Source organism: Lysobacter oryzae DSM 21044, assembly GCF_059568595.1.
Genome location: NZ_JCANTQ010000010.1, coordinates 1 through 14,786, shown reverse-complemented (window position 1 = coordinate 14,786; position 14,786 = coordinate 1). Strand labels below are relative to the sequence as shown.

Here is a 14,786-nt window from a genome sequence, read left to right as displayed (position 1 = left end):
TGGGTTCAGCCTGTATTGCCCGCCCCCGACCCACGATCCGCGCACGCCATCCGGCGTTGCGGAGTTCTTCACATGAAGCGTCTGACCGTTTCCACCCTGGCGCTGTGCCTCGCGGCGACCACCGGCCTCGCCTCGGCGCAGACCTATCGTTCAACGCCGTACAGCTCCGCGCCGACCTACGTGCAGGACGCCAACGTCCGCTACGACTACGCCCGCGTGATCCGGGTCGATCCGGTGCTGGATTCGCGCTACGGCTCGGCGTATCCGACCTCGCAATCGCAGCGCTGCTACCAGCGCAACAGCTACGTGCGCGGCGGCGGCGGCACCTACCGCAATGACGGCTACAACGACGGGTACTACCGCAACGACGGCTACTACGCCGGCAACGGCTACGGGAACGATCGCGACGGCTACTACGACCAGTACGGCAACTACCGCCGCCGCAGCGGCGGCACCCAGACCGGCGCCACCGTGGCGACCGTGGTGGGCGGCATCATCGGTGCGGCGGTCGGCAGCCAGGTCGGTGGCGGCAGCGCGCGCTACGCGACTTCGGCGATCGGTTCGATGGTCGGCGGCATGGCCGGCCGGCAGATCTACGAGCAGCGCCAGCGCCAGCGCGAGCGCGTGCCCGACCGCGTCGGCACGGTGACGGTGTGCGATCCGCAGCCCGCCGGCAGCGGCTACTACAGCAGCAACGACCGCTCGGTGAACGCGTACGACGTGACCTACGAGTACGCTGGCCACCAGTACACCACCCGTACCAACTACCACCCCGGCGACCGCATCCGCGTGCGCGTGGATGTGCGGGCGGAGTGACCCGACGCGTCGGACGGAAAGGGGCCCCGCGGGGCCCCTTCCTGTTTCTCAGTTGATCTTCAATCGCCGCGCAAACGCCGTGTACCAGCGCAACGGCAGGAAGCGCTTGATCAGCACCGCGACACGCTCGATGCCGGCGATGGTGACCTCGTAACGATCTGCCTCGACCGCCCGCCAGATCTTCTCGGCGCAGACCCGCGGGTCCATGCCGGCGTCGATGTCGTGGTCCGACTTGCCATTGGGCAGGCCACCGGGACCCAGCGCATTCACCGACACGTTGGTGCGCACGAAGCCGGGGCAGGCGAGGGTGAACTTCACCCCGCGATGGCCGAGTTCGATGCGCGCGCTGTCGAAGAAGCCATGCAGCGCATGCTTGGCCGCGGCATAGCCGGTGCGCCGCGCCATGGCGATGGTGCCGAACACGGAACTCACGACGACGACGTGGCCGCCGCCGCCCGCGACCCAGCCGGGCGCCAGCGCCTTGGTCAGGGCGATCGGTGCGAACAGGTCGATCTCCATCAACTGGCGGTAGGCCGGCATCGTGGTGTCGAGCATCGCGGTGCGCTGGGAAATGCCGGCGTTGTTCACCAGCACGTCGATCGGGCCGAAGAAGCGGGCGGCCGCCGCGGCGAGCACATCGGCGTCGCCGAAGTCGGCGAGGTCGACCGGGAGCACGGCGACTTCATCCGGGCGCGGGCAGGCCTGGCGCACGCGTTCAAGTTCGGTGGCGCGGCGCGAGGACAGCACCAGTCTGGCCCCGCGTTGCGCCGCCAGCTTCGCCAGGGCCTCGCCGATGCCGCTGGAAGCGCCGGTGATCCAGACGACCTTGTTGGCGAGTTGGGTCATGGGAGTTTCCTGCATGTGAACGGCGTTGGTGGCGTGCAGCGTCAGACGCCCGAGGCTTGTGGTTTCGTGGGCCGCCCGCGCGGCTTGTGCCCTGTCGCTGGCGAGTTCAGTCGCGGGCGGGCCAGTCGATGTGGCCCGTTACCACGTCGCAGACGCGGCCGCCGGACCAGACCTCGCCCTCGGCGTCAACGTGCAGATCGATGATCGCGTCATGGCCGACTTCGCGGCCCTGGCTGATGCGGTAGCGACCCTCGGCATTGGGCAGGGCATTGCGCGACGCCAGCCAGGCCGCCAGCGTGGCGTTGGCCGCGCCCGAAGCCGCATCCTCGAAGCGCGCCGGCGCGCCCACGAACGCGCGCACGGCGTAGTAGTAGACGGGGTCGGTGCTGCGGGCGTAGACGAACAGGCCCATCGCTTCGGTGGCCAGCGCCAATTCTGCGATCGCATCCCAGTTGGGCGTGGCGGCGCGCAGGGCGGTTTCGTCGGCGATCTCCGCCAGCCACCAGCGGCGCCCGCCGTCCATCAGCACCGGCGGCAACGTGCCCAGTCGCAGGCCGCGCAGTGCTGGCGCCAGGCGCGGGTCGTCGGCAGAGGCGACCTCCACCACCCGGGCGCGCGGCGTGCGCACCGCGATCGTGCGCGTGCGCCCCTCGCCGACCACCTGCAGCGGGAGCACCCCGGCAATGCCTTCCTGGTGCAGCAGGCCGTCGCGGGGCGTAGCCAGCCCGGCCTCGAGGACCGCGTGGGCGGTGCCGACGCTCGGATGCCCGGCGAAGGGCACTTCGCGGCGCGGGCTGAACATGCGGATGCGGTAGCTCGCACCGGGCTGGGTGGGCGGGAAGACGAAAGTCGTTTCCGGCAGGCGCGTCCACTTGGCGATGGCCTGCATGGCGGCATCGTCCAGGCCCTGCGCGTCAAGTACGACGGCCAGGGGGTTGCCATCGCCCGGATTGCCGGCGAAGACGTCCAACTGCAGATAACGACGTTTCATGTGGGGGATTCTGGTTGGAACCCGCAGGGCACGGGTCCAGTGGGGGAAGGGGCCGGGCGCTTCGACTAGAATTGCGGTTTCGTGCGCGGCGTGGGCCAGGGCCGGATTCTAGAGGTCCGCGGCGGCGCATGGACATTTTCTTTCCTCATCACCAAGACAAGGACACACATCAGTGACAGCGGGAGCGCATCCCTGGGTTGTACTCAAGTTCGGCGGAACCTCCGTATCGCGCCGCAATCGTTGGGACACCATCGGACGCCTCGCTTCCAAACGCATGGCCGAGGACGGCGCGCGCGTGCTGGTGGTGGTGTCCGCGCTCTCGGGCGTGACCAACGAGCTGCAGGCGATAGCGAACGGTGACGACATCGCCGCCCGCGTCGCCGCGCTGGTCGAACGCCATCGTGCGTTCTGTGCCGAACTCGACCTCGATGCCGACGCGGTGCTGGGCGAGCGCCTCGCCGCGCTGCAGGCGCTGGCGACCGACCCGCGCGCCGCACAGCGCACGCTGGACTGGCAGGCCGAGGTGCTGGCGCAGGGCGAGCTGCTGTCCTCGACGCTCGGCGCGGCCTACCTGCGCACGCAGGGCCACGACTTCGGCTGGTGCGACGCACGGCAGTGGCTCGATGCGGTGTCGCTGCCCAATGCGAGCCCATGGGCGCAGCGCCTGGCGGTGAACTGCCGCCACAGCGGCGATGCGGGCTTCGTCGAGCGCTTCGCCCGGCAGCCTGCGCCGATGCTGCTCACCCAGGGCTTCATCGCCCGGCATGGCGATGGCGGCACCGCGATCCTCGGCCGCGGTGGCTCGGATACGTCGGCGGCGTACTTCGGCGCGCTGCTCAAGGCCAGGCGCGTGGAGATCTGGACCGACGTGCCGGGCATGTTCACCGCCAATCCGCGCGACGTGCCCGATGCGCGCCTGCTCACGCGCCTGGACTACGCCGAAGCGCAGGAAATCGCGACCACCGGCGCCAAGGTGCTGCACCCGCGCTCGATCGCGCCGTGCCGCGACGCGGGCGTGCCGATGGCGATCCTCGACACCGAGCGCTTCGACCTGCCGGGCACGCGCATCGATGCGTCGGCCGCGACCGTGCCGGGGGTGAAGGCGATCAGCCGCCGCAACGGCATCGTGCTGGTGTCGATGGAAAGCATCGGCATGTGGCAGCAGGTCGGCTTCCTCGCCGACGTGTTCGAGCGCTTCAAGCGCCATGGCCTCTCGGTCGACCTCATCGGTTCGTCGGAAACCAACGTCACGGTGTCGCTGGATCCCAGCGAGAACCTCGTCACTTCCAACGTGCTCGAAGCGCTCAGCGCCGACCTGGCCGAGATCTGCCGGGTCAAGGTGATCGCGCCGTGCGCGGCGATCACCCTGGTCGGCCGCGGCATGCGCTCGCTGCTGCACAAGCTGTCGGACATCTGGGCGACGTTCGGGCGCGAGCGCGTGCACCTGATCTCGCAGTCGTCCAACGACCTCAACCTGACCTTCGTCATCGACGAGGCCGATGCCGACGGCATGCTGCCGCAACTGCACGCGGAGCTGATCCGCGGCGGCGCGATGCCGGTGCTGGACGCCACGGTGTTCGGGCCGAGCTGGCGCGAGATCGCGCACGGCAAGGCCGAGCGCGCACCGGCCTGGTGGGTGGACGCGCGCGCGACCCTGCTGCAGCACGCACAGGCGGGCACGCCGCGTTACGCCTACAACCTGGCGACCGTGCGCGAGCGCGCCCGCAACCTGCTGTCGGTGCCGGCCATCGATCGCTGCTTCTACGCGATCAAGGCGAACGCGAACCCGGACATCCTGCGCACGCTGGTGGGCGAGGGCCTCGGCCTGGAATGCGTGTCGCAGGCCGAACTCGACCACGTCTTCGCCACGGTGCCGAACCTGTCGCCGCAGCGCGTGCTGTTCACGCCCAGCTTCGCGCCGCGCCGCGAGTACGAAGCGGCGTTCGCGCGCGGCGTCACCGTCACGCTCGACAACGTCGAGGCCCTGCAGCGCTGGCCGGAGACGTTCCGCGACCGCACGCTGTGGCTGCGCCTCGACCTCGGTCACGGCGAAGGCCACCACGAGAAGGTGAAGACCGGCGGCGTCGCCGCGAAGTTCGGCCTGCCGGTCGCGCGCTTCGACGCCTTCCTGGCGGAGGCGCGCAAGCTCGGCGTGCGCATCAGCGGCCTGCACGCGCACCTGGGCAGCGGCATCGACGATCCGCGGCACTGGCGCGGCGTGTACGCCGAGCTGGCGGGGCTCGCCGACAACGTCGGCACGGTCGAGACCATCGACATCGGTGGCGGCCTGCCGATTCCGTACACGCCCGATGCGCAGGATTTCGACCTCGCGACCTGGCGCGCGGGCCTGGACGAGATCAAGTCGGCGTACCCGCGCTACGGCCTGGTGGTCGAGCCGGGGCGCTACCTCGTCGCCGAGGCGGGCGTGCTGCTGCTGGGCGTGACCCAGGTCGTGGAGAAGGATGGCGTGCGTCGCGTCGGCGCCGATGCCGGCATGAACGCGCTGGTGCGTCCGGCGATGTACGAGGCCTACCACGCGATCCACAACCTCACGCGGCTGGACGACGAGGCGACCGCGGCCTTCGACGTGGTCGGCCCGATCTGCGAAAGCGGCGACGTGCTCGGCCGCAGCCGGCTGCTGCCCGTGGCGACGAGCGAAGGCGACGTGCTGCTGGTTGCCGACGCCGGCGCCTACGGCATGGCAATGGCGAACACCTACAACCTGCGGGCCCTGCCGGCCGAGGACGTGCTGTAAGGCGGGCTGGCCCGCCACGGCGATGACGATGTTCCAACGGCGGGCCCCGGCCCGCCCCACGATGGTTCCGAAATGACTGACTGGAAATTCCAACGCGACGCGATCAAGGCCTTCCGCTTCGTGCGTTGCACGTTCGATGCGGCGACCGGCATTGCGCAACTGGTGTACGCCTTCGACGACGGCCCCGAGCTGATCGAGACGATCACCGTGCCCGGTGCGCCCTTCGAACTCGAAGGCGAACGCGCGGCGGCCGCGCAGCGCGCCTTGCAGCTGCTGCACCTGATCGCCGGCGTGAGCTACTACAAGGCCGCCGTGCCGCAGGACATCCGCATCGAGTCGTACGCGATCGACGCCGGCACCGCGGCGATGCTGGAGCTGATCTACGTAAACGGCCTGGGCGAGTTCGCCTACCGCAACGGCCTCAACCTGCACGGCAGGATCCGTTTCCCGAGCGAGGCCACGCCGCGTGCCGCGGCACCGGCGCTCGGCCTGCGCGAGCAGGCGCTGGTCGCGATCGGCGGTGGCAAGGATTCGCTGGTCAGCATCGAGGCCCTGCGCGCGCTCGGCGTCGAGCAGACCGTCACCTGGATCGGCGGTTCGCAACTGATCAAGGCCTGCGCCGAACGCACCGGGCTGCCGACGCTCAACCTGGGTCGCGCGCTCGCCCCGCAACTGTTCGACTACAACCGCGAAGGCGCCTGGAACGGGCACATCCCGGTCACCGTACTGAACTCGGCGATCATGGTGTTCGCCGCGGTCCTGCTCGGCGTCGACCAAGTGGTGTTCTCCAACGAACGCTCGGCCAGCTACGGCAGCATGATCGAGGGTACCGGCGAGGTGAACCACCAGTGGTCGAAGGGCTGGGCCTGCGAGTCGGCCTTCGGCGACTACGTGCAGCGCGAGATCGCCGCCGACCTGCACTACTACTCCTTGCTGCGTCCGCTCAGCGAGCTCGCCGTGGCCCGGCAGTTCGCCAGGACCGACCGCTACGACGCGCACTTCTCCAGCTGCAACCGCAACTTCCACATCCTCGGCGAACGCCCGGCCAACCGCTGGTGCGGCGTGTGCCCGAAGTGCCACTTCGTGTTCCTCGCGCTGGCGCCGTTCATGCCCAAGCCGCGCCTGGTCGGCATCTTCGGCCGCAACCTGCTCGACGATCCCGCGCAGACGGCCGGGTATGACGCGCTGCTGGAATTCCAGGACCACAAGCCGTTCGAATGCGTCGGCGAGGGCCGCGAGTCGCGCGCGGCGATGGCGGCGCTGGGCAGCCGGCCCGAATGGCGCGAGGACGCGCTGGTCGAACGCTTCGCGCGCGAGATCCGGCCCCAGCTCAATGACGCGGAACTGCGCATCGAGCCGCTGCTGGTGATCGATGACGAGCACCGCATCCCGGCCAAACTGTGGGAACGCCTGCGTGCCCAGTTCGCCGCTTGATATCGCGCAACTCGAGGGTCGCAGGGTCGCGCTCTGGGGCTGGGGCCGCGAGGGCCGCGCCGCCTACCACGCGATCCGCGCGCGCCTGCCGCAGCTGCCGCTGACGCTGTTCTGCAATGTCGAGGAGACCGCCGACGCGATCGCAAGCGGCGACACGCTGCTGACCATCGAGAACGAGGCGGATGCGGCGCGCCTGGGCGGCTATCAGATCGTGGTGAAGTCGCCGGGCATCAGTCCCTACAAGGACGAAGCCCTCGCCGCGGCCGCGCAGGGCACGCGCTTCATCGGCGGCACCGCGCTGTGGTTCGGCGAGCACGCCGATGCCGCCGGCGGCGTCGACAACGCCGTGTGCGTCACCGGCACCAAGGGCAAGAGCACGACCACCTCGCTGCTCGCACACCTGCTGCGCGCGGGCGGGCACACGACTGCGCTGGCCGGCAACATCGGATTGCCGCTGCTGGAAGTGCTCGATCCGACGCCCGTACCGGAGTACTGGGCGATCGAGCTGTCCAGCTACCAGACCGGCGACGTCGCCGCGAGCGGGGCGCGCCCCGGCGTCGCGGTCGCGCTCAACATCTTCCCGGAGCATCTCGACTGGCACGGCTCGCACGAGCGCTACGTCGCCGACAAGCTGCGCCTGCTTACCGAGGCGAGGCCGCGGATCGCCGTGCTCAATGCCGACGATCCGATCCTGTCCGCGCTGCACCTGCCGGACAGCGAGGTGCGCTGGTTCGGCCGCGAGGACGGCTGGCACCTGCGCGAGGACGCGCTGTATCGCGGCGAGCGCTTCGTGATGGACACGATCCCGCTGCCGCTGCCGGGCCGCCATAACCGCGGCAACCTCTGCGCCGTGCTCACCGCGATCGAGGCGCTCGGGCTCGACGCCGCCGCGCTGGCGCCGCACGCCGCCGGTTTCCGTCCCTTGCCCAATCGCCTGCAGACCATCGGCGTGCGCGACGGGATCACCTACGTCAACGATTCGATCAGCACCACGCCGCACGCGAGCCTGGCCGCGCTGGGTGTCTTCCGCGGCCGGCGCGTGGCCCTGCTGGTCGGCGGACACGATCGCGGTCTGCCCTGGGATGAGTTCGCAAGGGCCATGCAGACCTCCGCGCCGTTGGCGATCGTGACCATGGGCCAGAACGGGCCGCGCATCCACGACCTGCTCGCGCCGGTGGCGCGCGAACGCGGCTTCGTGCTCGGTGCCGCCACCGATCTGGCCGACGCGATGAAACAGGCGGAGCGCGCGCTCGGTGGCGATGGCGTGCTGCTGTTGTCACCTGGAGCGCCGAGTTTCGGCGCGTACCGCGATTACGTCGCTCGCGGCCGCCACTTCGCCGAGCTCGCCGGCTTCGATCCCGAGAGCATCAGCGCCATCCCGGGGCTGGGCATCGCCTGACCCGGGCAAATGCCGCCAGCGTGCGCCATGGCTCCTTGCTCCGGCGCTGGCACCATCGCGGCTTCACGCAGCTCGAACCAGGGCTGCCTACGCTTCCGCCACCGCCCCTAAGGAGCCCGCCATGCGCCGTCTTGCCGTTGCCGCCCTGTTGCTCGTCTCCAGCGTGCCTGCCTTTGCCGCCATGCAGGCCAGGCCGGTGGAGTGGTCGATCGGCAAGCAGTCGTTCGCCGGCTACGTCGTCTACGACGATGCAGCGAAGGGCAAGCGGCCGGGCCTGGTGATGGTGCCCAACTGGATGGGGGTCAATGCCGGCGCGGTCGAGAAGGCCAAGCGCATCGCCGGCGACAAGTACGTGATCCTGCTCGCGGACGTGTACGGCAAGGGCGTGCATCCCAAGGACCATGGCGAGGCGATGAAGGCATTGCAGTCCGCCTACGCCGCGCCGGAAGGCCTGGCCGCGCGCGTCGCCAAGGCGGTGGAGGTGCTCAAGCAGCAGGGCAAGGCGCCGTTGGACCCGCAGCGGATCGGCGCGATCGGTTTCTGCTTCGGCGGCGGCGCGGTGCTCGACTTGGCCCGCAGCGGCGCCGACGTCGCCGGCGTGGTCAGCTTCCACGGCAACCTCAAGGCCTCCGCGAAACCCGGGCCGGAAGGCATCAAGGCGAGCGTGCTGGTCCTCAACGGCGCGGACGACGCCAACGTCACCGCGGAGGACCGCGGCAACTTCGTCAAGCAGATGAACGAGGCGAAGGCGGACTGGCAGTTCCTCGACTTCGGCGGCACCGTGCACTGCTACACCGAGCCGGAGGAGGCGGAAGGCAACTGCCGCTACAACGAGCGTTCGGCGACGCGCGCATTCCGCATGATGGATGACTTCTTCGCGGAGAAGTTCGGGGTGAAGTGAGGGCGGGGCGAGCGGGGAAAAGGCTCGTAGTTGACCCTCGTCGCGCGCTGCGGCGCGATGAAAGTTTTCGCTAGGGCAGGCGTGTCGCGGCGCGGCGTGTCGCGGCGCTCAGTGGTCGCGGTTGACCGCGTAGCGCGCCAGGCCCCGCAGCGCGGCCGTGTAGCTGTTGTCGGCGATCCCTTCCAGCGCACGCCCGGCGGCATCCGCGTACTCGAACGCGCGCTGGCGGCTGTATTCCAGGCCGCCGGTGGCGCGGATGGCCTGCAGCACGTCCGGCAGCGCGCCGGTGTCGCCGTGTTCGACCGCGTGGCGCAGGCGGCCGCGCACGTCGGCATCGCTGTGCAGCATGGCGTGGATGAGCGGCAGCGTGGCCTTGCCTTCGGCGAGGTCGTCGCCGAGGTTCTTGCCGAGGGTTTCCGCATCCGAGGCGTAATCGAGCACGTCGTCGGCGATCTGGAACGCGTAGCCCAGGTTCATGCCGTAGTCGTGCAGCGCGTCGCAGGTAGCCGCATCGGCGCCCGAGAGGAGGGCGCCCAGGCGCGTCGCCGCCGCGAACAGCACCGCGGTCTTGCGCTCGATCACGCGCAGGTACGCGGCCTCGTCGGTGTCGGGGTTGCGCACGTGCAGCAGCTGCAGCACCTCGCCCTCGGCGATGCGGTTGGTGGTGTCGGCGAGGATGCGCATGACTTCCATGCGGTCGAGTTCGACCATCAGCTGGAAGCTGCGCGAGTACAGGAAGTCGCCGACCAGCACGCTGGCGGCATTGCCCCAGACGGCGTTGGCGGTCTTGCGGCCGCGGCGCAGGTCGGATTCGTCGACCACGTCGTCGTGTAGCAGGGTCGCGGTGTGGATGAATTCGACCACGGCCGCGAGCTGGTGCGCGTCGGGACCGCGATGCCCCAGCGCGCCCGCGGCCAGGAGCAGCAGCATCGGGCGCAGGCGCTTGCCGCCGGCGCCGACGATGTATTCGGCGACCTGGTTGATCAGCACCACGTCCGACGCGAGGCGGTGGCGGATCAGCGCATCGACCGCGGCCATGTCCTCGCGGGCGAGGGCCTGGATGGCGGCGAGGTCGGGCAGTGGCGTGGCGACGGGGCGCAGGGAGGAATCGGCGGACATAGCCCGTGATTATACGGGCCGTGCGCAAGCGGCCACGGTCCGGTCAGCGCCAGCGTCGCGCGTTGACGACCTTGAGCACGGTTTCCACGTAGTTGGGGCCGATCGCGTAGTCGCCGCCCGACGCCAGCGTCAGCGACAGTCCCTTGGGACCGCGCCGGTGCAGGCTCGCGACCTGGCGCAGGTTGACGATGGTCGAACGGTGCACGCGCAGGTGGACCGCAGGGTCGAGCCGCGATGCCAGCGAGCTGATCGTTTCCTTGAGCAGGTGCGACTTCCCGCCTACGTGCAGCAGCACGTAATCGCCCTCGGCGGTGATGGCCTCGATGTTGTCGGCGGCGACGCGCACGATGCCGTCGCGCGTGCGCACCCAGAACTCGCGCTCGTAGGCGGCGCCGTTCTCGGGCGTGCCCGAGGCGCGCAGGCTGGCGATCAGCTGCTGCAGTTCGGCGAAGCGCACCTCGGCGGCGCGCGCTTCCAGCCGGGTGCGCGCCAGCCGCACCGCTTCGCGGAAACGCTCGAACGAGACCGGCTTGAGCAGGTAGTCCACCGCGTGCACCTCGAATGCGCGCACGGCGTGCTCCTGGTAGGCGGTGACGAAGATGATCTCCGGCAGGTGTTCGCCGGGCTTGAGTTCGGCGATCGCGGCGAAACCGTCCTTTACCGGCATCTGGATGTCGAGCACCGCGATGTCCGGTTTCAGTTCGCGGATCAGGGTCAGCGCTTCCTTGCCGTTGCGCGCCTTGGCGACAAGTTCGGCGTCGGGAATGCCGGCAACGGCCAGCTCCAGGCGGTCGAGCGCGATCGGCTCGTCGTCGGCGAGCAGGATCCGGATCACGCCGCCGGATCCAGCGCCAGGTCTTCCTGCAACGGCACCCGGATCACGCTGCGCCAGCCGTGCTCGAGCGGCGCGCTGTCGAGGCGGGCGTCGTCGCCGTACAGGGCCGCGAGCCGCTGGCGGGCGTTGGACAGGCCGATGCCAAGCCCGCTGCCGGCATTGCCGTGAACGCTACCGCCGTCGTCCTCGACACTGAGCACCAGCTGGCCGTGTTCGGCGCGCGCGCCGATGGCGATCTCGACCGGGCGATCGGAGCCGCCCAGCCCGTACTTCAAGGCGTTTTCGACCAGCGGCAGCAGGATCAGGCTCGGCACCATGGCCTGCATGCACGACGGCGGGATGTCCCAGGTGACCTTGAGGCGGTCGGAGAAGCGCGCGGCTTCGATTTCCAGGTATTGCCGCAGCATGCCGACCTCGTCCGCCAGCGTGGTCAGTTGCGAGGGCGTGCGCGACAGGGTGTAGCGCAGGAAGCGCGACAGGCTCAGCACCATCTTCTCCGACTCGCTGGTGCGACCCAGCACGATCAGGCCGGCGAGGGTGTTGAGCGTGTTGAACAGGAAGTGCGGGTTGACCTGCAGGCGCAACGCCAGCAGCTGCGCCTGTTGCGCGGCATTGGTGGCGGCGGCCAGTTGCTGGTCGCGGCGCCGCACCTCGGCGTTGTTGCGCGCGGCGGCGTACAGCGCGCACCAGGCGAAGAAATTCCACTGGTAGGCCTTGTAGGTCTCGCCCAGTTCCATGCTCGACATCCAGCGATCCGGATACATCGCGTAGTAGTCGGTGAAGTAGCGGAAGATGTATTCGCCCGCCCAGGTCAGCAGCAGCGCGGCCGGGAAGCTCAGGGCCAGGGTGTAGCCGAGCAGCCGCCACGGGCGGTTGCTGTCGGCCTTCTTGAGCGCCGCGTGGATCGCCAGGCACAGGACGATGCCCAGGGTGCTGGCCACGGTGCGCGCCATGAGGCTGCCCGGTTCGATCCAGCTGTCGCCGGGCATCAGGCTGAGCATCGTGCGCATGGCGTAGTGCATCGCCCAGACGGCGAGCGTCAGCGCGAGCACGGTACGGCCGAGCGGGTCGAGCCGGCGCAAGCCGGGGATGGCCTCGATGGCGCGTTGGCGGGAACTGGTCATTGCACCTTCGGTAGTGGCCACGAGATTCGTGCCGGCGCTGTGATGTAACCGCGACGGCCGCGCGATGCAAGCGGGCCGCCGCCACCCGGACGGACGGGCAGCGGCACGCTGGTGCGGGCGGCTGCGCGCTAGCGCCATGCCCATGAGCGCGCAGGACGCGCTCGGAGGTTGTTTCGTCGGCGCAAAAGGCGGTTTCGTCGATTTTTCCGCTGCTGGTCGGCCTTTTCGGGCAACTCGCCGAATACCTCGCGCATCCCAGACCAGGTGGCGCTACAAACATCCTCGCCAGTCCCTGCAATGCGTATCGCCAGCGATCGTCAGGTCCGCCTCGTCCAGGAGCCCGCCATGCCCGACACCTTCGTCACCGCGCACGACGCGCGCATGCCGTCCCCCCAAGCGGCGGGCGCCGCCGCCATGCCGGTTCGCTTCACGGCCGTGTCCCGCGCCGAACGGGTCCGCGCGCCGGCGACGATGTTCTCGTTCTGGCTGCAGCTGCGGGGCAGCGCCCAGGTCACCGCGCTGGAGGGCAGCTTCACCCTGCGGGCGGGCGACTGGATCGCCCTGGAACGGGGGTCCGCGCCGGAAATCCAGACCGACAACCACGGCTTCGCGGTCGCACTCGTCCTGCCGGCGGACGTCATGCACGGCGCGCTGGACCCGACGGACCGCGGGCTGCTGGTAGGCCGCGGCTCGATGCCGCTGGCCGAACGCCGGGTCGCCCTGCGGCTGTGGCGCCAGTGCGCCAGGCTGCCCAATGACGCCGGCGCCGCCGCGGTGATGCGCTCGCTCAAGCCGCTGCTCAAGTGCTGGCAGGCCGCGCAGGAGCCATTCGCGGAGATGATCGAGCGCTGCCCCGGCCGGTCCTTCCACCGCAAGACGCGGATCTTCTCCCGCATTCAGAAGGCGCGGCTGTGCCTGGAAGGCAACCCGCAGCGCATGCTGCGGATCGAGGACCTGATGGAGCTCACCCGGTTTTCCAGCTGGTGGCTGTCCAAGACCTTCCACGCGGTCTACCACGAGACCCTTCAGAAGGCATCGATGCGCCTGCGCATGCAGCGCGCACGTGACCTCCTCCACGACAGCCAGCTGTCGATCACCGAACTCGCCGAAGCCTGCGGCTTCCACGACCCGTGCAGCTTCGCCCGCCAGTTCAAGGCCTGGCACGGGGAAACAGCTTCGTCCTGGCGCGCGCGTCACCAGCCGGGGGCGATGGACGCCGGGCTGGGTGCGGATGCGCCGATGACCGCCTCCGTCTGACCGGGCTCACGCGTCCCGGCTTGACGGCCGCTCCCTCCCGACCCGGAAGGGGCGGCCGGCAGTTTGCCCCGATCGGGGATTTCCTACCCGCCCCCGCGCCGCGCCCTGATCGCTTCAGGGCGGCGGATATACTGTGATGGCATGCGTCCGCTCCACGGCCGGCTCCGAGCCGGAACGGACGTCCCGATCTCCTCCTACCGGGGTCCCCATTGCGGGGATCTCCTTCCAAAGGACCGCAAACTCCATGGCACGTGGCATCAACAAGGTCATCCTGGTCGGCAACCTCGGCAACGACCCCGAAACCAAGTACACCCAGGGCGGCATGGCCATCACGACGTTGAGCCTGGCGACCACTTCGGTCCGCAAGGACCGTGACGGCAATACCCAGGAAAAGACCGAATGGCACCGCGTCAAGCTGTTCGGCAAGCTGGGCGAGATCGCCGGCGAATACCTGCGCAAGGGGCGCCAGGTCTACATCGAGGGCCGCCTCGAGTACGGCTCGTACGAGAAGGACGGCGTCAAGCACTACACCACGGACATCGTCGCCGACGACATGCAGATGCTGGGCGGCGGCGCCGAGGGCGGGGCTCCGCGCCGCGAGTTCGGCGGCGGCGAATCCCGTCCCTCGCGTCCCTCGCAGCCGCAGGGTGGCGCACCGCGCCGCGAGCAGGCGCCGGCCAAGGCGAGCGATTTCGGGGCCGACTTCGCAGACGACGACATTCCGTTCTGAGAACGTCCTGCCGGCGCGTCACCGCGCCGGCATGGCTGCGGCACCTGGATCGTCTGGAAATTGAAGGGAGTTTCGAGTGGCAACTTGGCTTGTGACCGGTGGCGCCGGGTTCATTGGCGGCAATTTCGTCCTGGAGGCGGTTCAGCGCGGGGTGCGCGTCGTCAACCTCGACCTGCTGACCTACGCGGGCAATCGCGACACGCTGTCGCCCCTGGAGGGCAATCCCGACCACGTCTTCGTGCAGGGCGACATCGGTGATGCGCAGTTGGTCGAACGCCTGCTGCGCGAGCACCGCCCGGACGCCGTGATCAACTTCGCCGCCGAAAGCCACGTGGACCGCTCCATCGACGGTCCCGCGGCGTTCGTGCAGACGAATGTCGTGGGCACGCTCAACCTGCTGGAGAAGACGCGCGACTACTGGAAATCGCTCGACGCGCCGGCGCGCGATGCCTTCCGCTTCCTGCACGTCTCCACCGACGAGGTGTACGGCACGCTGGGCGACACCGGCAAGTTCACCGAAACGACCGCGTTCGCGCCGAATTCGCCGTACTCGGCTTCCAAGGCTGCGTCCGATCACCT

13 protein-coding genes are annotated in these 14,786 nt (G+C 69.6%); 8 read left to right on the top strand and 5 right to left on the bottom strand.

Annotated features, from left to right (window positions below):
• Window positions 1-72: 72 nt before the first annotated feature.
• The gene (locus BP05_RS06170) at window positions 73-816 is read left to right on the top strand and encodes a glycine zipper 2TM domain-containing protein (RefSeq protein WP_496361559.1); all 744 of its coding nucleotides are present in this window, start codon (window positions 73-75) and stop codon (window positions 814-816) included.
• A 48-nt stretch (window positions 817-864) separates the two neighbouring features.
• Here BP05_RS06170 and BP05_RS06165 read toward each other — a convergent pair whose 3' ends face one another.
• Entirely contained in the window at window positions 865-1,662 is a 798-nt protein-coding gene (locus BP05_RS06165) for an SDR family oxidoreductase (protein ID WP_496361557.1), read from the bottom strand.
• A 106-nt stretch (window positions 1,663-1,768) separates the two neighbouring features.
• Window positions 1,769-2,653, bottom strand: a complete 885-nt coding sequence (locus BP05_RS06160) for a PhzF family phenazine biosynthesis protein (protein WP_496361555.1) — start codon at window positions 2,651-2,653, stop codon at window positions 1,769-1,771.
• A 172-nt stretch (window positions 2,654-2,825) separates the two neighbouring features.
• Between BP05_RS06160 and BP05_RS06155 the strand changes: the two genes are divergently transcribed.
• The 4 genes from BP05_RS06155 to BP05_RS06140 all read left to right on the top strand — a co-directional run bounded on the left by BP05_RS06155 (window position 2,826) and on the right by BP05_RS06140 (window position 9,142).
• A complete protein-coding gene (locus BP05_RS06155; RefSeq protein ID WP_496361553.1) occupies window positions 2,826-5,408 on the top strand; it encodes a bifunctional aspartate kinase/diaminopimelate decarboxylase in 2,583 nt (860 codons plus the stop codon).
• A gap of 72 nt (window positions 5,409-5,480) precedes the next feature.
• Window positions 5,481-6,842 carry a UDP-N-acetyl-alpha-D-muramoyl-L-alanyl-L-glutamate epimerase gene (gene murL / locus BP05_RS06150; protein ID WP_496361552.1) on the top strand — a complete coding sequence of 454 codons (1,362 nt, stop codon included), beginning with the start codon at window positions 5,481-5,483 and terminating at the stop codon, window positions 6,840-6,842.
• Window positions 6,781-8,241 (top strand): UDP-N-acetylmuramoyl-L-alanine--D-glutamate ligase, encoded by a 1,461-nt coding sequence (gene murD, locus BP05_RS06145; protein ID WP_496361550.1) that lies wholly within the window; start codon window positions 6,781-6,783, stop codon window positions 8,239-8,241. The genes murL and murD overlap by 62 nt, the downstream gene beginning before the upstream one ends.
• 121 nt (window positions 8,242-8,362) lie before the next feature.
• Window positions 8,363-9,142, top strand: a complete 780-nt coding sequence (locus tag BP05_RS06140) for a dienelactone hydrolase family protein (protein ID WP_496361548.1) — start codon at window positions 8,363-8,365, stop codon at window positions 9,140-9,142.
• 108 nt (window positions 9,143-9,250) lie between these two features.
• Here the strand turns inward: BP05_RS06140 and BP05_RS06135 are convergent, their stop codons facing one another.
• Genes BP05_RS06135 through BP05_RS06125 form a run of 3 tightly spaced genes read right to left on the bottom strand, consistent with a single transcriptional unit; the run spans window position 9,251 to window position 12,220 of the window.
• A complete protein-coding gene (locus tag BP05_RS06135; RefSeq protein WP_496361546.1) occupies window positions 9,251-10,261 on the bottom strand; it encodes a polyprenyl synthetase family protein in 1,011 nt (336 codons plus the stop codon).
• 43 nt (window positions 10,262-10,304) lie between these two features.
• Entirely contained in the window at window positions 10,305-11,096 is a 792-nt protein-coding gene (locus BP05_RS06130; protein WP_496361544.1) for a LytR/AlgR family response regulator transcription factor, read from the bottom strand.
• Window positions 11,093-12,220, bottom strand: a complete 1,128-nt coding sequence (locus tag BP05_RS06125) for a sensor histidine kinase (RefSeq protein ID WP_496361542.1) — start codon at window positions 12,218-12,220, stop codon at window positions 11,093-11,095. Before BP05_RS06125 ends, BP05_RS06130 begins: the two co-directional genes overlap by 4 nt.
• Before the next feature lie 345 nt (window positions 12,221-12,565).
• Here BP05_RS06125 and BP05_RS06120 point away from each other — a divergent pair, with 345 nt between their 5' ends.
• The 3 genes from BP05_RS06120 to BP05_RS06110 all read left to right on the top strand — a co-directional run.
• Window positions 12,566-13,477, top strand: coding sequence for a helix-turn-helix domain-containing protein (locus BP05_RS06120; RefSeq protein ID WP_496361540.1), 912 nt, complete (start codon window positions 12,566-12,568; stop codon window positions 13,475-13,477).
• A 244-nt stretch (window positions 13,478-13,721) separates the two neighbouring features.
• Window positions 13,722-14,207, top strand: coding sequence for a single-stranded DNA-binding protein (gene ssb, locus BP05_RS06115; RefSeq protein ID WP_496361538.1), 486 nt, complete (start codon window positions 13,722-13,724; stop codon window positions 14,205-14,207).
• A 76-nt stretch (window positions 14,208-14,283) separates the two neighbouring features.
• The coding region (locus BP05_RS06110; protein ID WP_496361537.1) for a dTDP-glucose 4,6-dehydratase at window positions 14,284-14,786 on the top strand (503 nt) is incomplete at its 3' end.